This is a genomic window from Subtercola boreus, from assembly GCF_003399645.1.
Classification (GTDB): Bacteria; Actinomycetota; Actinomycetes; order Actinomycetales; family Microbacteriaceae; genus Subtercola; species Subtercola boreus_A.
In genome coordinates this window covers 17623-36795 of sequence record NZ_NBXD01000006.1, presented here as the reverse complement: position 1 = coordinate 36795, position 19173 = coordinate 17623, and the positions used below count along the sequence as shown (strand labels likewise).

The window sequence follows — 19173 nt, the reverse complement described above, 5'->3', positions numbered from 1 at the left end:
ACGCGACAGCGGTGCGGGAGGCGTGAGAAACTTGCACCTGCGAGATGCCTTTCGTTTCAGGCGAGTGTTGTTCTAGACAAACTCCATTTTCCCTGATGAGAAAGGCATTCTCCGTTTAACGCGCCGAGCCCAACCCACCCCGCATCGGTGGATCGAGGTTTAGAGGTCCGGGTTGAAGGTGGTGTCCGGGGGTTGTTAGGGGGTTACCGACTTTCGGTTGAGAACGTCTCGGAAGTTGACTTTTCTGGGGTATTCGATTGATCCGTAGCGGAGGAGTGTGACGGCTAGGCGGAGAACGAGAGCGGCGAGTGTGTAGAGGATGACGATGATGATGGTGGCTTGCCAGAGGGGCTTCGAGTGGCGGGCTGGTGGTCGATTCAGGGGTTGCAGTGGTCGCATGTGGCTGGGTCTGCGTGCGTTTCGCGACGTGGGTGTAGTTGTTTTTGGGTGCAGGCCCCGCATCCGTGGATGTCGGCGGCGATACCTCTGGTGAGCGTTCCGCAGGCAACACAGGGCAAGCCGGTTTCTACGTCGATGAGTCCGTAGCCGGGGGTTGCGCAGGTCGGGCAGGGGGTTGCGAGGCGGAGCGCCATTCGGACGCAGAGGAATTGGATGCGGTTGGCGCGGGATGGTGACCGGTGTGCTCGGTGGTCGGGGAGGATGGTGAGCGCCGTTTCGTTGTCGAGGCAGCGTGTGACGAGTTCTGCGAGCTCGGTGCGGGTGCTGATTGTCTTGTGGATGTCGATTGTCGTGCCTCGGACGGCGTGCAGTAGCAGTCCTTGTTCCGGGAATCCTAGTGCGTCTGCCGCGGTGAGGGCCTCGTTGAGCGTCTTCACCCGACCAGCCGCGGGCAGAGGTGAACTGCCGGATGCGCGCTCGAGGAGCTCGATACCGCGTTCTGTGTCGACGAAGAGGAGGATTTCGGTTGTTCCAACACCGATCAGACTCGAGCGGAAACTTCCTTCGGAGGCGAGGCCACGGGGCAGTCCCGTGAGCTGCATACCCAGTCGCGCCTTTTCCGTGGCAGCGGCGAGCGGGCTGAGCGTGCGGGGGATGTCGCCGGCGAAGGTCCCGAACTGGTCGGTGTCGAGGTGGTCGGGTGCGATCACGATGGCGCCAAGTTGTTCGGCGAACGCTGGAGCGGCGAGGTTTTCCTTACCGTGCATCGTCGCGAACACGATTGTATTTCCGGTGTACGGGGAGGGTGTATTCGTCATTGGAAGTATTCGGGTCTGCTCACGTAGGTCTCGGCGACGAACATCACCCCGCTGGAGGCGTTGAGCAGTTCGCGCACGGCGTCGATGAGCTCACCCGCTTTGCCTTCGGGCATCACAGTGATGAGCATCGTCAGGGTGTCGTATTCGTTGAAGAGCAGCGATCCAGAGTGTTGTCCGTGGTGGCCGATTCCGGACACGCCCGTGACTGAGGTATATCCGGTGGCTCCGGCGGAGCTGATGAGTTCGCGGATCGCCGGAGCATCCCGGGCGGGCACGATGATTTCGAGTCGAGTCATGCGGGTGAGGTTGTTCATACCGGGGTCTCCTGGTTCTGGCGGGCGGTGAGGGTGATCGTGGGCGTCCACCCGTAGCGGGTGTAGCGGTGCCATGGGTGGTGGATGTTGTCGCGGGCAGTGAGGGTGATCCATTCGTTGTCGAGGAGGTTGCGCAAGACCTGGTTGGCGGAGATTATTTGGCCGATCCGATCGAGCGCGGCTTCGATCACGACGGTGAGACGCATCGGTTCGTGGAGCAGTTCACTGCCGAAACCGACCGACTGCCACGGCAGTCCGCGTCGGAGGTCGCCGCGGTGTCCGGCTAGCACCCCGAGGGTGCCGACCGCGTTATGGATCGTCTTTGTCCCGGCCCCCAGGGTGCCCGGGTTGAGTGTGGAGAAGTAGTACTGGTGGTTGATCCATTGGGCGACGATGAGCGGCGCGGTCATGATCGTCTCCAGTGCTGAGCCGTCGGGATCGAGTTCGGTGCGGTAGGAATGTAGGAACACGCGACGGCTGAGGTCGACGCCGCGGGTCAGCTCGCGTGGACCGATGATCATTGCGGCGTTTCCTGCGAGGCCGAGCTCCGGGTACACCTCGGCCCAGTCGTCAGCCCGCTGCCGCACCCGTTCCACCGCACGTCGCGAACGTGCCCCCGGTAGGGTGCGGGCACGTTCGGTGACGAGGCGGGTGCCGGCCTCGGCCTGCAGCTCCTCGAATTCCCGAACCTGCTTGAGGTGCGATTGGGGGATGCTGTGGCGATCGAGAACGGTGACTGTGTCGCGCACGGTATCGTGCTCCGCTGCGACGAACACGGTGTCGTCGGGGATCCTCAGGCCGTTCCCGGCCAGAGCCGCTCGCACTTCCGGGTCGTTGAACAGCTCCGCCGCCGCACGAGCGTTGACTCCACCCGGGTTGCCTCCGCAGGCGCCGCAGTCCAATGCTGACTGGTACAGGTTGTTGGTGGAGTGCGAGCCGTGGCCAGTGAGCACGACGAGTGGGGCTGGCCGGGTCAGCCCCATGACTCGCATCGCTGTCGCAGCCATGGACACACGTTCGTCGAGCGTGAAGCTCCCGTCTGTTGTCAGCCGGGCGGGCAGGTCGCCGGGTCGCGATGAGAGGGCGCGCTCGAGGCGGGCATGTGTGGAGGGTGCGAGCGTGCGCAGCGCGGTCAACGCGCCGGAGAACCAGCCCGCTGTCTCGGCGAACGCGAACGGGCTGAGGGTAGCGGCGTCCGCGGTGCGCAGCGCGTGGCCGAACGCCCCGCGCCGGCGCGCGGCGGCGACGGTGCGCGCGGCGGCGCGGGTGTCGAGGGGATGCTCAGTGACGCGGTGCCGGGGGGTGAGAAGTGCAGGCAAGGCATTCATTGCGCCTTGCGCGGCGTAGCGCGAGAACCGAATCGGTACGCCGAAGAACCCGGCGAATCCCAGTGTCTCGACTCCTCGATAGCGTTCCAGGTGCCGTCTCAGGCCTTCTGATCGCGGGTCGATGCACAGTACTACCTGCACGTCGGGGCGCTCGGTCGGCTCAGCGATCGAGCGCAGCATCCCCACCAGTTCGGTGCGATAGACCTCCTCATACGCGGCCTGCCAGGTGAGGAGATGCTCAGCTGGCGGATGCTCGGCGAGCACCCGCGCGACGGCCGCGACAACCTCCGGCCCTGCAGCTCCCCGTGTAACGGAGACCGCGATGCGGCCCGCCCGCTCCCACGTCGTGTCAACGGGCGCGGGTACCGCAGTCACGGGGGTCACCAGATTGCTTTCGAGCGTGGTTCCGAGAGTGAGTCGCACGGCGAGGTAGTTTGTGAGGTCGATGTCGCCCACCTTCTCGGCCCGCCACTTGATGTGGGCCACCCACCCCGGCAGCGGGGCCAGCTGGGCGCGGAGGTAGTTGTGCAGCTCGCTCGGCGCGACAGCTGAGACCGCTTTCTGGAGCGCAGCATCTGCATCCTCGGGCGCATCCGCGATCCGGCGCCGAGACGGCCGGGGCAGAGCGAGGTCGCCCGCGGCGAGCCGGCGCCATGCGGCGTAGAAGCCCTGATCCCGATGAGGCATCGCCCAGAGTGGGTCGGGGTTCAGATAGGCGGCGATCCATATGCACAGCGAGCGGTCGAGAGCGGTGTCCTCGGCGGGTACAGTCCCGGCCTCGCTATCGGGCCATTCGATCATGTCGAGAGCTGCGATGGTGGCTGCCGGCAGCGTTTTCTCACCGAGCGGTACTGTCTGCGCGAGCGTTGGAATCCTGGCGACAAGGGCCCGCTCAAGCGCTTCGACAGGGATTCGTCCGCGATGAAAGTCGGTGACGAAGTCGGCGGTTGATCGGGTGATGGCCACATCAGGATCGGCACCCGACCCGAACGGACGGCTCTCGGCCCCTGCGAGGGGGTTCACGGCGATGAACGAGTCGAGCGGCCATGATGGCACGATGTCATGAGCGGCAGCGGCGACGTGGGCGCGGAGAATGAGACTCATCGGGGGAGGCCTTTCGCGAGGGACGGGTTGAGTTCTGTGATGGTGAGCGCCAGGCCGTAGACCCGATCACGCAACCGCGATGTCGTGCGGGTGCGGGTGAGTAGATCGAGGGTGAGGAGCGCCGCGAATGGGATCGCGACGAGCCAAGCCGGCGCCGACGCCGACGCGGGAACGGGGTCGAGCGCCGCGGAGAAGGTGTTGAGGAACGCGATGTACGCGAGGATCAGCGTCAGTATTCCGGTGACACCGATCAGCAGCGTTCCAACAGTGAACCGGCCGGTCAGAGTCGCGGCCAGGGTGATGACGCCTGTGGCTGCGACGAATGCCAGCAAGGTCAGGTTCGCTGGCGCGATCGGGCGGGTGAGCAGCAGCTCGGCGACAATGAGCCCGGAGACCGGGACCACGATTGCGATGAGCAGGGCGAGCGCCCGCCGGACACCCGTTACGGGTTCCGCTGCCGGCCGATCCCGCTCGGTGACGAACCGGCGCACGCCCATGCCTGCACCGAGGAACAGGGATGACTTGAACAGTGAGTGCGCGATCAGGTGGAAGATCGCAGCGGCGTAGGCGCCGAGTCCGCAGGCCATGATCATGAAACCCATTTGCGCCATCGTCGAATAGACAAGCCGGCCTTTCACATCGGGGCGCACAAGGCGGGCGGCGGATGCCCACACCAGGGTCGCACCGCCGAGGAGCACGATCGTGGTCATGAGCCATGCGTGCACCGAGATCACGGGGGAGAAGCGCACAAGCAGAATGGCCCCCGCGTTCACAACGCCCGCGTGCATGAGCGCGGATACGGGGGTCGGCGCGGCGAGGGTGAAGGGCAGCCAGCCGTGGAAGGGGAGCTGGCTGGAGCGGGCGAGCGCCGCGATCACGAGCAGGGCCGCCACGGTCAGACTCAGCGGCTCCCCTAGGGAAGCTGCGATCGACCCGAGCTCCCGCAGGGACCGGTCACCGCCGCCCGCGACGAGGAGGACCCCGACACCCACGAGCAGGCCCGCATCCGCGAGAGCGAATCGACGGGCGGTGCGCCGGATCCCCTCGTGCGCCTGAGGCAGGTCGGGGTAGGTCGCCAGCGCTGCGATGAGGGCCGCCCCGGCGGCCACCCATGCAAGGGCGAAAACGAGAACGGATGCCGCACAGACGAGCAGCACGGTCGCCGCCGTCAGGGTAGTCGCCACCACAACGAACCAGCCCTGGCGTCGGTCGCCTCGGAGGTAGCGCACCGCGAACGACTGGATCAGGGCGCTCAGGCCGAGGACGAGCACTGAGAGCAGCACGGAGAGCGGGTCGAGCTGCACGCTTGACTGCCCGAGCGCGAGGGTCACCGGGCCAGTAGCCAGTGTCAGCACGGCGGAGGCAACGGCGATCACGAAGTTCGCACCCGTCATCCCGGCGGCGATCCGGGCCGTGATGTGCGACGAGAACCTGAGCCAACACAGGGCTGCAGCGATCGCGGTGGTCGACCACGCCACAACGATCGTCGCTGCCAGCACGACTTCATCCATCACACGTCCTCCATACCAAGAAACCAATTACCTGAAATATATAGCATATGATGAAAGTCGCGTAAATGATCGAGGGCATTCGGGTTCGTGGGTGCACAATGGGAAAATGGCGCATTGGACCTTTCTCACGAATCATGCGCACGTAATGCTGTGCGTCGCCGAGAACCCGAACGTGCGGTTGCGGGACGTCGCCACTCTCGTGGGCATCACCGAACGTGCAGCCCAGCGCATCGTTGCCGAACTTGAAGAAGCCGGCTATCTGGAGCGCGAACGCGACGGTCGGCGCAACATCTACCGGCTCAAACCCGACATGCCCTTACGGCATCCCCTCGATCGCGACCACCGGATCGGTGAGTTGCTCGCGACGTTCACCAACGACCGCCGGTAAGCCGACTGGAACCAACAGCCGGTCGATCGCACATCCACTGCCAGCGTCTGACCGCTGGCAGTGGTTCTTCACAGAGAGGGCGCCGTCATCGACGTTCCGGCGCGATTCTTGGTGATCTGCACGCGCGTCGATGCCGTACGAAGAGCTAGGCCGGAGGATGAGACCTCAACGATCGAGTCCAACCCCCAAGCCCGATCAGAGCAGCCAATGCTGCAGACCCCTGCAGGGCTGGTTAGAGTCGACACATGGCTGAACACATCGAAGACTGTGACGTATACGCTGCATCGTCGTACGCTGTAGCAATATCGCATGGGCATCGCGTGATGCAGAAAGTGGATCTGAAGGCGCGAGTCGATATCGAAACCGGCGAGGTCACATTCTACGTGCCATTAGACAAGGTCGACACCCTGCGTGACTGATGACCGGTCAGCAGTAGTAGCGTTCTTTCTCAAGTAGACCTCATTTTTCACACACCCGTGGTCGTCGAATCTCAGATCCGCCACATGTGGGTCGACGCCGACATCGGCGTCGACCCGGACGGTAGCCTTGTCGAGGTCGAGGGGTTGGGGAGCACGAGTGTGGCATCACGCCCAGCACTCTGGTTGTCTTGGTCGCGACCGCGCTACTTAATCGCGGCGCCGACGAATCGCTGGAGTGGATCCGCCGCGAAAGCACCTTTGCGTTCGCGGCCTGTGAACTTCAGCGGGGGCCTTAGCGAAAGACTCAAGGCCTTCGTGCTCTGCGTCCTCACCGCCGTCATGTTCGCCGGACGAATCGGTCCCATCGGATTAACCTGTGGCAGAGATGGATCCGACCGACGTTAGGCTCAATCCACCGAACGCGAAGCGGTGTGGTTTGCCCTGGAACTGAACGCGGCGTCGAAGGCTTTGGTGGGGGACTCGAAGGCAAAGGAACGCACGAAGTTGAGTGCCTCGGGAGCTCCACGCAGCCGGTCCATTCCGCCGTCTTCCCATTCCACTGATAGTGGACCGGTGTAGTTGATCGCATTCAGCATGCGAAACGCATCTTCCCATGGCACATCGCCGTGGCCTGTGCTGATGAAGTCCCAGCAGCGGCGCGGGTCTGCCCACGCGAGGTGGGATCCGATCCGCCCATTCCGGCCGTTGAGACGCTTCTTTGTGTCTTTGCAGTGCACGTGGATGATGTGCTCTCGAAAATCGAGGAGAAACCCGACCGGGTCGATGTCCTGCCAGACCATGTGCGACGGGTCCCAGTTCAGCCCGAAAGCGGGGTGTCCCCCTATCGCCTCGAGGGTACGTTTCGTCGTCCAGTAGTCGTAGGCAATCTCGGAAGGGTGAGGTTCGAGCGCAAACCGGACATCGACTTCGGAGAACACGTCAAGGATGGGTGTCCATCGTCTGGCGAAGTCGTCGTAGCCTGCGTCGATGAGTTCTTGGCTGACTGGTGGAAACATGGCCGAGTATTTCCAGATCGCCGAGCCCGTGAACCCCGTCACTATTTTTGCGCCCAGCCTTGCCGCCGCCCTGGCCGTGTTTTTCAGCTCCTCAGCTGCCCGCTGCCTGACCCCTTCTGGCTCTCCGTCGCCCCAGATGCTGTCAGGCAGGATGTTGCGGTGTCTTTGGTCGATTGGATCATCGCAGACCGCTTGGCCTTTCAGATGGTTGGAGATCGCGAAGACCTGCAGCCCGTTCCGCTCAAGAATGGCGAGCCGATCGGCGACGTAGTCGTCGTCAACGGCGGCACGGTCGGGGTCGAGGTGATCACCCCAACAAGCAATCTCGAGGCCGTCATAGCCCCAGTTACCGGCGAGTCGTGCAACCTCTTCGAAAGGGAGATCGGCCCACTGGCCAGTGAACAAGGTGATGGGTCGTGCCATGGTTCAGCTCATTTCCCTCGGTTTTGCCGGATTGTCTGTTGTCAGCCACGCGCCGCTTGCCTCGGAGCTCGCCTCGACCGCCGCAAGAACGCTCTGCACCTGCAGCCCGGCGTCGAATGACGGTTCCGGCTGGCGACCTTCAGCGATCGCCTCGAGCAGGTCGACGACCTGGTGGGTGAAGCCGTGTTCGTAGCCGAGCGTGTGCCCGGCTGGCCACCACGCGGAGAGGTATGGATGCTCGGGTTCGGTGACGAGAATGCGGGTAAAGCCCGCAGTTGCTGGGGGCGCTTCTGCGTCGTAGAACTCAAGCTCGTTCATCCGTTCGAGATCGAAGGCTACAGCCCCGATCGAGCCGCTGATCTCGAGGCGCAGCGCGTTCTTTCGTCCGGTCGCGTATCGGGTCGCCTCGAATGACGCGAGGCCGCCGCCGCTGAGCCGCCCGGTGACCAGGGCGACATCACCGACCGTCACCGTGCCGCGCTCGGCCGAAGCGGTGCCGCTGAGACCGACCGTCTTCCCGAGCAGGGGGCGTTCGGTCACGAAGGTGTGCAGCAGCCCGGACACCGCGTCGACCGTCTCACCCGAAACGAACTGCGCGAGATCGATTGCGTGCGCGCCGAGATCACCCAGAGTTCCTAACCCTGCCTTCGCCTTGTCGAGTCGCCAGGTCATCGGCGCCTCAGGGTCACTCAGCCAATCCTGCAGGTACGACACGCGTACCTGACGGATCTGACCGACACGGCCCTCGGCGATAAGCCGGCGGGCCATCGCGATCGCGGGAACGCGTCGATAGGAGAACCCCACCATCGAGAAAACACCTCGGCTTGCGGCATTCTGTGCCGCCACCGCCATTTCGGAGGCTTCGGCCACGGTGTTCGCGAGCGGTTTCTCGCAGAGCACATGCTTGCCCGCCGCAAGCGCCGCGAGAGCGACCTCGGCGTGGGTGTCACCGGGCGAGCAGATATCGATCAGGTCAATGTCGTCGCGTTCGACTAGACGCCGCCAGTCCGTCTCGCTCTCCGCCCAGCCGAGCTGCTCCCGTCGCGAACGCAGGGCCTCGCCCGACCGCCCGGAGAGCACCTGCATCACCGGCTCGAAGGGCAGGTCAAAAAAACGCGGCGCCACTCGTCAGGCCTGCGAGTGCGCCGCACCCATGAAGCCGTAACCAACCATCCCGATCCTGAGCTGTGGCTTGTCACTCACCAGCGCTCTCCCGTCGAACGTGACCATCGCGTTGGTGACTCGGTAGCTGAGCAAGAATCTGTTCGGATCGCGATGACGCGGTCATGGTGCTGTGTCGATGTTTGAAATTTGGAGTCCGGCACGGGCGGAACCCCACCCGAGCAGTGACGTCAATACCTCTGGTCGCTGTTCTGCGGCCACTGCGTGATGATACGAGGTCTCGAGCAGGGACTCGATGAATACTCGCTGGCCGGACGACGAGGACTCGACCGCGGCTTCGACCATCGCCAGGCTGAGCACATTCGAATGCACTTCACCGGACGGGACGCGGCCGGTTCGGATCGAGTCAATGAATTCGGCGAGAGAACCTGCGATGGTCTCGGGTGTCGAATTCACTGCGGTAGCCGTGGGGTGGGAGGGTGCGGCCCCGATATCCACCGACGGCTTCGTCTCGCCGTCCCAGGATGCCGATCCTGCTGATCCGCTGACTCGCCAGCTGCCGTTCCACGACGTTTCCAGGCCCGGGCTGCACCAGCTTCCAACAAAGGTGTAGCGGATGCCGCCATCGAATTCGAAGAGCGCCGTCGTGGCAGCATCTCCGGCGTACCAGCTCCATGACGGGTTGTAGCTGTCGCAATACACGGAGACAGGGTCGGCGTCGAGCAGATAGCGGGCGACATCGAAGGCGTGGATCGACATGTCGATCAGCAGGGGTTGATCCATCGAGTCGCGGAATCCGCCGAAGTGAGGCGCCATGAAGAATTCGGTGGTCGCGATGCCCACCTCTCCCAGCGACTGGAGCGAGGTTTTGAAGTCAGTGAGTACGGGATAGTACCGGCGGGACTGGCTCGTCATCAGCAGCTGTCCGGTGGCTTCGGAGGCCGCTGCGAGCGAGAAAGCCTGGCTGACTGTCGGCGCAATGGGTTTTTCGCAGAGCACTGGAAGGCCGGCGAACATGGCTTCTATATTGACCGGGTGGTGGGCCACCGGAACGGTCACGTTCACGACAGCGTGCGCTGAGGCAGCTTCGGCGACCTCGGAGATGCTCGACCCGACCAGAACATCGGATCGGCCGAGTTCTGTCAATACGCGGCGAGCAGCTTCGGTATCGAGGTCGACGAGGCCAACCAGGTCAACGTCAGGAGATTCGAGGAGAAGTTGTAGCCAGACTCGCCCCATGCCCCCGGCCCCGACTTGAATGATCCGAACGGGTGCGGTGGGGTCCGTGAGGGTTTTGAATGTAGTCACTTCGTGACCGAACCTTTGATTGCATTGCCGTCGAGACCGTATTCGGGGAAGAATTCGCCGCTGTAGACGCGGCTGAGCCGAGGAGGCTCACGGTCGGGGCGGTTCGTTTTGGCCCACTCGACACCGTTCGCGATCACGCGGCGAACATCGGGTTGGAAGTACACCGGGTATTCCTGATCGCCGGGGCTGAAGAAGAAGATACGGCCGTGGCCTCGTTTCCACGTGCATCCGCTGCGGAACACTTCGCCGCCGCTGAACGAACTGATGAAGATCAGCTCGTCGGGAGTGGGGATGTCGAAGAACTCTCCGTACATCTCCTGTTGCTCGATGATGATCGGGTGAGAGATTCCCTGAGCGATCGGGTGGGTGGGATCCACCGTCCAAACCAACTCGCGATCGATTTCCGCCCGCCAACGGAGGGAACAGGATGTGCCCATGAGCTTCTGAAAGATCTTGGAGAAGTGACCGGAGTGCAACACGATGAGTCCCAGACCTGCGAGCACATGACGGTGAACACGTTCCACGATCTCATCAGAGACTTCCCCGTGCGCTGCGTGCCCCCACCAGACCAGAACATCGGTTGCAGCAAGACGTTCCTCGGTCAGGCCGTGCTCTGGATCGTCGAGAGTGACTGTTGATACCGTCGCGCCTGAGCCGAGGTGCTCCTGGATTCCTTCTTGAATGGCGCCGTGCATGCCGCGCGGATAGCGCGCGGCAATTGACGCGTCGGTCGTTTCGTGGCGGTTTTCCCCCCAGACGATGACTGAGATGGGGGCAGGGCCGTGAAAAATGGGCATACTGAAAAGTCCTTTCCGCGGAGACGGTGAATTATTGGTCGCGCGGTACGAGGAGTTCTCCTGATCCGCGATGGATGAGGTGGGTAGCGATCTCGATCTGTTGAGGAGGACCGATTAAGTCGTTGAGTCGTGCGATGACGAGCTGGGCGGCCCGACGGCCGAGTTCGGCGGGGTCGTAGGCGATCACGCTGATGCCCAAGGCGTCTGCCAGCTCGAAGTCGTCGAAGCCGATAAAGGCGAGACGATCGAAATGGTTCCCGAGCGCTCGAACGACACCCAAGCTGGCATGGTTATTGCCTGCGATGATGGCGGTTGGCGGCTCGGACATCGCGAGGAGGTCTCGCACAGACTCCTCAGCCGTCGGTCCGCCCGGATTCTCTAGTCGCTCCCATGGGGAAGAGTCCAAAACACCCGCTTCGCGAAGAGCCTGCCGATACCCGCGCAGACGTTCCTGGTGTGTATAAAGGGCGGCCGGACTGCAGACAAATGCGATGCGGCGATGTCCGGCACGGATCAGCCCTCGTACTGCCTCTGCAGTGGCCTCAAAACTTCCCAACACCACAGAATCTGCAATCAGGTTACGCGCGGGACGGTCGATGCAGACCACCGGGGTGCCGAGCTGGCGTTCGCCTTCGAGGTATCCCTGATCTGCCGCGATCGGCACCATCAAAAGTGCCCGCACGCGCTGGTCAAGGAGATTCTGCACCACACGCTCTTCGCTGGCCGGATCATCGTCGGTCGCGGCGAGGATCATCATGAGTCCGTGACGGGCAAGCTCCCGTTCGATTCCGGCCGCGACCAGAAAGTAAAACGGGTTTGTGAGGTCACCAATGATGAATGCGACGGTGTTCGTTACGCTGCCGTGGCGCAGATTGCGGGCGAGATGGTTTGGCCGGAATCGTAGCGAGCGTGCAGCAGCCAACACTTTATCTCGAGTGTCCTTCGACACATTGCCGCTGTCGAGCACCACTCGGGAGACCGTCTTCGAACTCACTCCCGCTAACCGTCCAACATCGGCAAGGGTGGCCCGCGACTGAGGCTGGAGGGTGGTGACTTGAAGGCGCTCGGGCGCGGGCTGAAGCTCAGTCTGACTGGTCATCATCGAGTCCTGCATTCGCCAACAGTAACACCGCAGCACATTGAGGCCGCAACATGACATCGTGGACACCAGTGCGGTGAGCTGCAGGATTTTATATCTACCCCTGTGATCCCATCTAGCAAAAATCGGGTCAAAGTCACACGAACCTGGTGCCTGATTCACCTAGTGCCCGGGATTATTCGTAATGTCTACGTTGACATTGAGACTTGACGACGGGTGTTTCTTGGCTTAGCGTCAGGTCGGACGGCGGGTAGTGCAAGAACGCAGCGCAACTTGGCGATGACGCTGTCTCGTCAAGGGCGACACAGATCAGGAGATCAAGAGATGGCAAAGAAGCACATCGCAATCGCGGGAGTGGCAATATCTGCCCTCTTGCTTGCCGGATGTTCGGCGAACAACCAGTCAACCGACGGGAAGCCTTCGGGAGAGATCACGGTGCTCACGAATCGCACCGACCTCATCAAAGACAAGACCTTTGATGGGTACACAGCGGCTTTCGAGAAGCTCTACCCGGATGTGACCGTCAAGGTTCAGGGCATCACCGACTATGAGAATGAGGTGACCACCCGGCTGAGTACCAAGAATTATGGTGACGTGCTGGGTATCCCGGCATCCGTGACGCCGGATCAATTGCCTCAGTTCTTCGAACCTCTCGGCGATACGGCGCAACTCAAAGACAAGTACCGCTTTTTGAACGATAAGTCCTTTGATGGAAAGCAGTACGGGCTTCCCACTTTCGGCAACGCGAACGGCATCGTGTACAACAAACGCGTCTGGAAGGAAGCCGGCGTCACCAGCCTCCCAACGACGCCAGACGAATTTATCGCCGACCTCAAGCTCATCAAGAGCAAGACCGACGCCATTCCCTACTACACCAATTACAAAGACGGCTGGCCTCTTGGCAGCTGGCAGGGTCAGCAGGGATTCAGCAACGACGCGAACGTCGTATCCGACAGAGACACGAACCGTGCGCCCTGGAGCGCCGGCAGTGAGCAGTACACCACCGATGCGTTGCTCTACAACGTGGTGCACGACGGTCTGAGTGAACCCGACCCGACCACGACCGCGTGGGAAGGTTCCAAGGGCATGCTCGCCACAGGCCAGGTTGCGTCAGCGGTTCTGGGATCGTGGGCGATCGTGCAGTTCCAGCAGGCGGCGAAAGACGCGGGAGCAGACCCGGCTGACATCGGCTTCATGCCGATGCCGTACCAGGTCGACGGAAAATTTCACTCCACCATCGGCGGCGACATCAACGTCGCGGTGAACGTCAACTCTAAGAACAAGCCTGCAGCTCGCGCCTGGGTCGACTGGTTCACAACGCAGTCCACCTTCGCGGCGGACTCGGGGGCGCTTTCGTCAGTTGTCGGTTCACCGAACCCTTCCACGCTGCAGGACTTCACCGACGCTGACGTACAGTACGTCGAGCTGAACGCCGCAGACAAGCCGAGCCTGGACTCAGACATCTACAACAAGGCCCAGATCGATCTGTTCGGCATGCTCTACCGCCAGAAACTGATCGACATTGCTCGTGGTGCCGCCGACGGCGACATGAATTCGTATTTCGCCGATCTGAACAAACAGTGGGCCGACGCCATCGACAGTGTGAAGTCCTAGGGCTCACAATCCCGATAGCCCGTACGCATCGTATTGCCCGGGTGACACGTACCCGGGCAATGGGGTGACATGTTCAGTCAACCGACAATGCAGTTGGGGGGGATCCCCCCGGAAGGACAGGCACGATGTCTCAAGTGACTGGCACTGACGCGGGAATCCTCCCCGGTGCTGGCGCATCCCTTGATGTGGTGGAGGGAAAAAAGCGCCCACCACGCAAGGGAGTGCGGCAGCGCAGAATCACGCCGTATCTCTTTCTCCTCATTCCGCTCGCGTTTCTGCTCGTGTTCACTTATGTTCCGGCCGTGAACCTGTTCTGGTACAGCATCACGGACTGGGATGGAATCGATCTCAGCAAGAACGTCATCGGTCTGCAGAACTACATCGACATCTTCACGAAGCCCGAATTCCTTCGCGTATTCGTGGTCAGCCTGTACTACATTGTGGCGTCGTTCCTGCAGATGGGATTTGCCCTGTATTTCGCCACCGTGTTGAGTTTCAGCACACGGTTCCGGAACTTGTTCAAAGGGATCTTGTTCTTCCCGACCCTGCTCAACGGTGTCGCCATCGGCCTCATGTTCCTGTACTTCTTCCAGCCAAACGGCACGCTCGACAGTGTGCTGAAGATCGTCGGCCTGCAGCAACTCACGGTGCAGTGGCTCGGGAATCCGGACATCGTGAACATCTCGCTCGCCTCGACATCGATCTGGCGGTACACCGGTCTCAGCTTCATCCTGTTCCTCGGGGCGATCCAGTCCATTCCCGCGACCCTCTACGAGGCAGCCGACCTGGACGGTGCGAACAAGTTCCAACAGTTCCGGTTCATCATCATTCCCGGAATCAAACGCATCATCAGCCTCTCTTTCATCCTCGCTATCTCCGGGAGCCTGTCAGTGTTCGAGATCCCCTTCATCATCACCGGGGGCACGAACGGCAGCACCACCTTCGTCATCAAGACCATCCAGCAGGCATTCACCTACCGGCAGGTCGGACTCGCCTCGGCAATGGCCGTCGTGCTCTTGATCATCGTGCTGATCGTTACCTACATCCAGCGAAAACTGGTTCCAGACGAGGAGGTCAACCTCACATGACAACCATCACACGCCGCCCCGCATCGCGGGAGCGGACTGCCGATCCGCGTCGATCGCGGCAGGGCCGAGCGGGCATGCTGGGCGGCACTGTCTCCAAATACGTCATCCTCACGGTAGCGAGTGCGGTGACCCTTCTCCCGCTCATCGTTCTGGTCATCACCGCTTTCAAAACCAAAACAGAGTACGCAACGACCGGGCCACTGCAGTTGCCTCAGAACTGGTTCAACTTCGACAACTTCGCGACCGCCTTCACCGACGGAAACATGGCGGTCGGTTTCGCCAACACCACCATCGTCCTCGTCGTCTCACTCGTCGGCACCATCCTCATCGGGTCGATGACGGCGTACGCGGTCGACAGGTTCGACTTCCGTTTCAAGAAGGTGGTAATCGGCCTCTTCCTCGTCGCGACCCTCGTGCCGAGCGTGACAACGCAGGTCGCAACGTTCCAGATCGTCAATGGGCTCGGACTCTACGACACCCTCTTGTCGCTGATCGCACTGAACCTGGGCACTGACATCATCTCGATCTACATCTTCGTGCAGTTCATGCAGTCGATCCCGAAAGATGTCGATGAGGCCGCCATGCTTGACGGCGCGAACAAGTTCACCATCTACTGGCGAGTCATTCTTCCCCTGCTGAAGCCGGCGATCGCAACAGTCGTCATCATCAAGGGCATCGCCATCTACAACGAGTTCTACCAACCGTTCCTCTACGCTCCGTCACCGGAAAACGCGGTGATCTCCACAGCGTTGTTCGCCTTCAAGGGACCGTACGGATCGCAGTGGGAGATCATCTCGGCCGGGGCGCTGCTCGTGATCATCCCGACACTCATCATCTTTCTCGTACTCCAACGCTTCATCTACAACGGCTTCACCCAGGGGGCAACCAAATGAACACCACCACGACGCGCAACCCAACCGTGACCGAGTCGAAGACCAGCCGTCGCCTTCACGACGGCTGGAGCGTTGAAGCTGTCGGGGGTCCGGTGGAGGCATCGGTCGCGGGACGATCGATCAGCGCGAGCGTCCCGGGCAGCGTACACACTGACCTCCTCGCCGCCGGGCTCATCACAGACCCCTATCTCGATGATCACGAGCGCTTGCAGGCATGGATCGGCGCCTGCGACTGGGAATACCGCACGAGCTTCGACTGGGACGACGACGGGGCAGAAAACGTCGAATTGGTTTTCGAGGGCCTGGACACGGTGGCATCGATCACGTTGAACGGGTCGCTGGTCGCAGAGACGCGGAACATGCACCGAACCTACCGATTCGACGTTTTGCCGTTGCTTCACAAGGGGAAGAACGAGTTGACCGTTCGGTTCGACTCTGCCGTCAGGTACGCCGACAGTGAGAGCCTCCGGCAGGGGTATCGCCCCCACGTGAACCATCATCCCTACAACTCCATCCGCAAGATGGCCTGCAGCTTCGGCTGGGACTGGGGACCCGATACCGCAACGGTCGGTCTCTGGCGTGGCGTGACCCTGCAGAGCTGGTCGCGCGCGCGTCTGCAATCGGTGCGCCCGACGGTGACGGTGAACGGGACTGACGGCGTGGCGACAGTTCGGGTGGAGATCGAACGCGGTGAAACCACTGCGCCCGCAGCATCCGCGCTGTCAGCCCACATCACAGTAGGCGACATGTCTGCAATCGTGGCTCTCGAGCCGGGAGAAATCGTGGCCGAAGCGAGAATCGTTGTCAACGATGCTGAGCTCTGGTGGCCGATCGGGCACGGCGAGCACCCCCTGTACGACATTGACGTGGTGCTCACGGACGGTGAGGCCGAGCTCGACTCGTGGCGCGGCCGGATTGGGTTCCGCACCGTCCGCATCGATACTGAACCTGACGAGTCGGGCACCCCCTTCACAATTCTCGTCAACGATCGGCCCATCTATATCAAGGGCGCCAATTGGATTCCCGACGATGCTTTCCCGCACCGGGTCGATAGGGCACGGTATGAGCGGAGAATCGTGCAGGCCACCCATGCGAACATCAACCTCTTGCGGGTCTGGGGCGGCGGGATCTACGAAAGCGACGACTTCTACGATGTCTGCGACGAGCTCGGCATGCTCACCTGGCAGGACTTCCTCTTCGCGTGCGCCGCGTACTCCGAAGAAGAACCCATGCGTTCCGAAGTCGAAGCTGAGGCGCGGGACAACATCGTGCGGCTGATGCCGCACCCCAGCCTGGTGATCTGGAACGGCAGCAACGAGAACATCTGGGGCTATCAGGAGTGGGGATGGGAGAAGCGTCTCGGTGAGCGCAGCTGGGGACTCGGCTACTACCTTGACCTGCTGCCCAATCTCCTTGCCGAGCTCGACCCCACCCGGGGGTACACCCCGAGCAGCCCGTTCTCACCCACGGATGAGCACCACCCAAACGATCCAAACCATGGCTCCGTGCACCTCTGGGAGCTCTGGAACAGGCAGGACTACCCGCACTACCGAGACCACAACCCCAGGTTCGTCGGGGAATTCGGATGGCAGGGACCACCGACCTGGTCAACGATGACCCGTTCGATTACCGACTCACCGCTGACCCCGGAATCTCCCGGCATGCTGGTGCACCAGAAGGCTCAAGACGGAAACGTTAAACTCATCGACGGTCTCGTCGCGCATCTGGAGCTACCCGATGACATCGACGACTGGCACTGGGCCATGTCTTTGAACCAGGCGACTGCGGTACAGACAGGGATCGAACACTTCCGCTCTCTCGCCCCGCACTGCATGGGGTCCATTGTCTGGCAGCTCAACGACTGCTGGCCCGTGACCTCGTGGGCTGCTATCGACGGGGACGGAAGAGCCAAACCGCTTTTGTACGCGATCAAGCATGCCTACTCCGATCGGATGCTCACCCTGCAACCCCGAGGCGACGAATTGATCGCCAGCGCCTCCAACGACACTGGGAGTTCCTGGTCGGGAACGGCGACTGTGCGGCGACTGCGCTTTGACGGTACCGAGCTCGCAACATCTGCGGTGGAATGCGAGGTTCCGGCGCGCACAACGGCGACGATTCGTATCGACTTGGCTGCGGCGACCCCAGATGATGCCTCGTCCGAGCTGCTCGAGGTCACTCTCGGTGGCCAGCGCGCGCTCTGGTTCTTCACCGAATATCGCGAATCGAAGCTTCAAGCGCCGGAGCTGAACGTCCGCTCATCCTCGGTCGAGGGAGGATATGCCGTCACCGTGACCGCTGGCAACCTCGTCAGGGACATTGCGCTCCTCGTCGACAAGCTCGACGTCCGGGCTCACATCGATGATCAGATCGTGACACTTCTGCCCGGGGAAAGTATCACGTTCACCGTGACATCCGATGCCCAGATCGAACACTCCGACTGGTCTAAATCGACGGTGCTGCGAAGCGCGAACCAGCTCGTGGTCACAGCATGACGGTGGAGCTGGCCACCGAACAGTTCTGCGGTATGACGTGGGGCTGGACCGGTGTAAGGGGCACCTGGAACACCGCTGAGGCGGCAGACTCGTTGTCCAAATTGGTTGACCTCAACGTGAACTGGGTCGGGATTGCCCTCGGGGCGTTGCAGGCGACGGCGCAGTCCACCGACATCCGCTTCGGCGATGAGCCCACGGTCACCGATGACGAGGTACGGTGGGCGATTCGGGAGTCGAAGGCGTTGGGTCTGAAGGTCTGTTTGAAGCCGGTGGTCAACGTCGCGGACGGAACATGGCGCGCCTTCATCGGCTTCTTCGACGAAGAAGTACCGGGGGAGCCGAGCTGGGCCGAATGGTTCTCTTCCTTTGCCCGCTTCATGATCCACTATGCCCGCATCGCCGAGGAAGAGGGCTGCGAGATGCTCTGCGTCGGCTGCGAGATGGTCCAGACAGACAAGCGGGATACTGAATGGCGCGCTCTGATCGCTGAAGTGCGGGAAGTCTTCACCGGTCTGATCACTTACAACTGCGACAAATACCAGGAAGACCGCGTCACCTGGTGGGATGCGGTCGACGTCATCTCGTCCAGCGGCTATTACCCGCTGGGGGAGTGGGACACCCAGCTCGAGCGGATCGGTGCCGTTGTGGTCCGAGAGAACAAACCGTTCTTCTTCATGGAGTCGGGATGTCCGAGCCGTACCGGCTCAGCTGCGCGTCCAAACGATTGGACGCTGCAGGGCGCCGTGTCGGGTGCGGAACAGGCCGAATGGTACAAAGATGCGTTCGAGACCTGCGCGAAACGGAGCTGGGTGCAGGGCTTCATGCTCTGGGACTGGCCACCGCTACTGTACGTGCGTGAGGCGGCGGGCGCTGACGACGACTACTGCATCTACGGTAAGCCGGCGGAAGACATCGTGCGGCGTCACTACGCGGCGAGGCAACGTCGATGATCCGGTCGTCGGTGTGACCGAAAGGCGTAGCCCCGGAGCAGACTCCGCACATCCGGGCCGCACCCTCATCGGGTGGTTGCGGCCGTT

The 19173-nt window shown here is 62.0% G+C and carries 16 protein-coding genes; 7 read left to right on the top strand and 9 right to left on the bottom strand.

Annotated features, from left to right (window positions below):
- Positions 1 to 377 precede the first annotated feature (377 nt).
- Genes B7R24_RS02330 through B7R24_RS02315 form a run of 4 tightly spaced genes read right to left on the bottom strand, consistent with a single transcriptional unit; the run spans position 378 to position 5474 of the window.
- On the bottom strand, positions 378 to 1217 hold the full coding sequence (locus B7R24_RS02330) for a DUF6671 family protein (protein WP_147303935.1): 840 nt from the start codon (positions 1215 to 1217) through the stop codon (positions 378 to 380).
- On the bottom strand, positions 1214 to 1513 hold the full coding sequence (locus B7R24_RS02325; RefSeq protein ID WP_253259235.1) for a P-II family nitrogen regulator: 300 nt from the start codon (positions 1511 to 1513) through the stop codon (positions 1214 to 1216). The genes B7R24_RS02330 and B7R24_RS02325 overlap by 4 nt, the downstream gene beginning before the upstream one ends.
- A gap of 14 nt (positions 1514 to 1527) precedes the next feature.
- A complete protein-coding gene (locus tag B7R24_RS02320) occupies positions 1528 to 3963 on the bottom strand; it encodes a DUF2309 domain-containing protein (RefSeq protein WP_116417383.1) in 2436 nt (811 codons plus the stop codon).
- Entirely contained in the window at positions 3960 to 5474 is a 1515-nt protein-coding gene (locus B7R24_RS02315) for a proton-conducting transporter transmembrane domain-containing protein (RefSeq protein WP_116417382.1), read from the bottom strand. Before B7R24_RS02315 ends, B7R24_RS02320 begins: the two co-directional genes overlap by 4 nt.
- Before the next feature lie 106 nt (positions 5475 to 5580).
- Here B7R24_RS02315 and B7R24_RS02310 point away from each other — a divergent pair, with 106 nt between their 5' ends.
- Positions 5581 to 5862 carry a helix-turn-helix transcriptional regulator gene (locus tag B7R24_RS02310; protein WP_116417381.1) on the top strand — a complete coding sequence of 94 codons (282 nt, stop codon included), beginning with the start codon at positions 5581 to 5583 and terminating at the stop codon, positions 5860 to 5862.
- A 245-nt stretch (positions 5863 to 6107) separates the two neighbouring features.
- Positions 6108 to 6281, top strand: coding sequence for a hypothetical protein (locus tag B7R24_RS17480; protein WP_172582675.1), 174 nt, complete (start codon positions 6108 to 6110; stop codon positions 6279 to 6281).
- A 407-nt stretch (positions 6282 to 6688) separates the two neighbouring features.
- Here the strand turns inward: B7R24_RS17480 and B7R24_RS02305 are convergent, their stop codons facing one another.
- The 5 genes from B7R24_RS02305 to B7R24_RS02285 form a co-directional block, all read right to left on the bottom strand.
- Complete coding sequence (locus B7R24_RS02305) at positions 6689 to 7720, bottom strand: sugar phosphate isomerase/epimerase family protein (RefSeq protein ID WP_116417380.1); 1032 nt, start codon at positions 7718 to 7720, stop codon at positions 6689 to 6691.
- A gap of 3 nt (positions 7721 to 7723) precedes the next feature.
- Positions 7724 to 8845 carry a Gfo/Idh/MocA family protein gene (locus tag B7R24_RS02300; RefSeq protein ID WP_253259234.1) on the bottom strand — a complete coding sequence of 374 codons (1122 nt, stop codon included), beginning with the start codon at positions 8843 to 8845 and terminating at the stop codon, positions 7724 to 7726.
- Between the two features lie 159 nt (positions 8846 to 9004).
- The gene (locus B7R24_RS02295) at positions 9005 to 10150 is read right to left on the bottom strand and encodes a Gfo/Idh/MocA family protein (RefSeq protein ID WP_301182450.1); all 1146 of its coding nucleotides are present in this window, start codon (positions 10148 to 10150) and stop codon (positions 9005 to 9007) included.
- On the bottom strand, positions 10147 to 10947 hold the full coding sequence (locus B7R24_RS02290) for a ThuA domain-containing protein (RefSeq protein ID WP_116417378.1): 801 nt from the start codon (positions 10945 to 10947) through the stop codon (positions 10147 to 10149). Before B7R24_RS02290 ends, B7R24_RS02295 begins: the two co-directional genes overlap by 4 nt.
- A gap of 31 nt (positions 10948 to 10978) precedes the next feature.
- Positions 10979 to 12046 (bottom strand): LacI family DNA-binding transcriptional regulator, encoded by a 1068-nt coding sequence (locus B7R24_RS02285; RefSeq protein WP_116417387.1) that lies wholly within the window; start codon positions 12044 to 12046, stop codon positions 10979 to 10981.
- A gap of 279 nt (positions 12047 to 12325) precedes the next feature.
- Here B7R24_RS02285 and B7R24_RS02280 point away from each other — a divergent pair, with 279 nt between their 5' ends.
- The 5 genes from B7R24_RS02280 (at position 12326) to B7R24_RS02260 (ending at position 19086) form a co-directional block, all read left to right on the top strand.
- The gene (locus tag B7R24_RS02280) at positions 12326 to 13660 is read left to right on the top strand and encodes an ABC transporter substrate-binding protein (protein WP_253259237.1); all 1335 of its coding nucleotides are present in this window, start codon (positions 12326 to 12328) and stop codon (positions 13658 to 13660) included.
- Positions 13661 to 13785: 125 nt separating this feature from the next.
- The gene (locus B7R24_RS02275; RefSeq protein ID WP_116417376.1) at positions 13786 to 14748 is read left to right on the top strand and encodes a carbohydrate ABC transporter permease; all 963 of its coding nucleotides are present in this window, start codon (positions 13786 to 13788) and stop codon (positions 14746 to 14748) included.
- Positions 14745 to 15641 carry a carbohydrate ABC transporter permease gene (locus tag B7R24_RS02270; RefSeq protein WP_116417375.1) on the top strand — a complete coding sequence of 299 codons (897 nt, stop codon included), beginning with the start codon at positions 14745 to 14747 and terminating at the stop codon, positions 15639 to 15641. Before B7R24_RS02275 ends, B7R24_RS02270 begins: the two co-directional genes overlap by 4 nt.
- Entirely contained in the window at positions 15638 to 18136 is a 2499-nt protein-coding gene (locus B7R24_RS02265) for a glycoside hydrolase family 2 protein (protein WP_116417374.1), read from the top strand. Before B7R24_RS02270 ends, B7R24_RS02265 begins: the two co-directional genes overlap by 4 nt.
- Positions 18133 to 19086: a glycoside hydrolase family 113 gene (locus B7R24_RS02260; protein ID WP_116417373.1), complete on the top strand. Its 954-nt coding sequence runs from the start codon at positions 18133 to 18135 to the stop codon at positions 19084 to 19086. The genes B7R24_RS02265 and B7R24_RS02260 overlap by 4 nt, the downstream gene beginning before the upstream one ends.
- The last annotated feature ends 87 nt before the right edge of the window (positions 19087 to 19173 follow it).

What these genes read in the sequence shown, in the direction of transcription:
- B7R24_RS02330 (WP_147303935.1), bottom strand. Translation starts at nt 1,217, where the DNA reads ATGACGAATACACCCTCCCCGTACACCGGAAATACAATCGTGTTCGCG.
- B7R24_RS02325 (WP_253259235.1), bottom strand. Translation starts at nt 1,513, where the DNA reads ATGACTCGACTCGAAATCATCGTGCCCGCCCGGGATGCTCCGGCGATC.
- B7R24_RS02320 (WP_116417383.1), bottom strand. Translation starts at nt 3,963, where the DNA reads ATGAGTCTCATTCTCCGCGCCCACGTCGCCGCTGCCGCTCATGACATC.
- B7R24_RS02315 (WP_116417382.1), bottom strand. Translation starts at nt 5,474, where the DNA reads ATGGATGAAGTCGTGCTGGCAGCGACGATCGTTGTGGCGTGGTCGACC.
- B7R24_RS02310 (WP_116417381.1), top strand. Translation starts at nt 5,581, where the DNA reads ATGGCGCATTGGACCTTTCTCACGAATCATGCGCACGTAATGCTGTGC.
- B7R24_RS17480 (WP_172582675.1), top strand. Translation starts at nt 6,108, where the DNA reads ATGGCTGAACACATCGAAGACTGTGACGTATACGCTGCATCGTCGTAC.
- B7R24_RS02305 (WP_116417380.1), bottom strand. Translation starts at nt 7,720, where the DNA reads ATGGCACGACCCATCACCTTGTTCACTGGCCAGTGGGCCGATCTCCCT.
- B7R24_RS02290 (WP_116417378.1), bottom strand. Translation starts at nt 10,947, where the DNA reads ATGCCCATTTTTCACGGCCCTGCCCCCATCTCAGTCATCGTCTGGGGG.
- B7R24_RS02285 (WP_116417387.1), bottom strand. Translation starts at nt 12,046, where the DNA reads ATGACCAGTCAGACTGAGCTTCAGCCCGCGCCCGAGCGCCTTCAAGTC.
- B7R24_RS02280 (WP_253259237.1), top strand. Translation starts at nt 12,326, where the DNA reads ATGACGCTGTCTCGTCAAGGGCGACACAGATCAGGAGATCAAGAGATG.
- B7R24_RS02275 (WP_116417376.1), top strand. Translation starts at nt 13,786, where the DNA reads ATGTCTCAAGTGACTGGCACTGACGCGGGAATCCTCCCCGGTGCTGGC.
- B7R24_RS02270 (WP_116417375.1), top strand. Translation starts at nt 14,745, where the DNA reads ATGACAACCATCACACGCCGCCCCGCATCGCGGGAGCGGACTGCCGAT.
- B7R24_RS02265 (WP_116417374.1), top strand. Translation starts at nt 15,638, where the DNA reads ATGAACACCACCACGACGCGCAACCCAACCGTGACCGAGTCGAAGACC.
- B7R24_RS02260 (WP_116417373.1), top strand. Translation starts at nt 18,133, where the DNA reads ATGACGGTGGAGCTGGCCACCGAACAGTTCTGCGGTATGACGTGGGGC.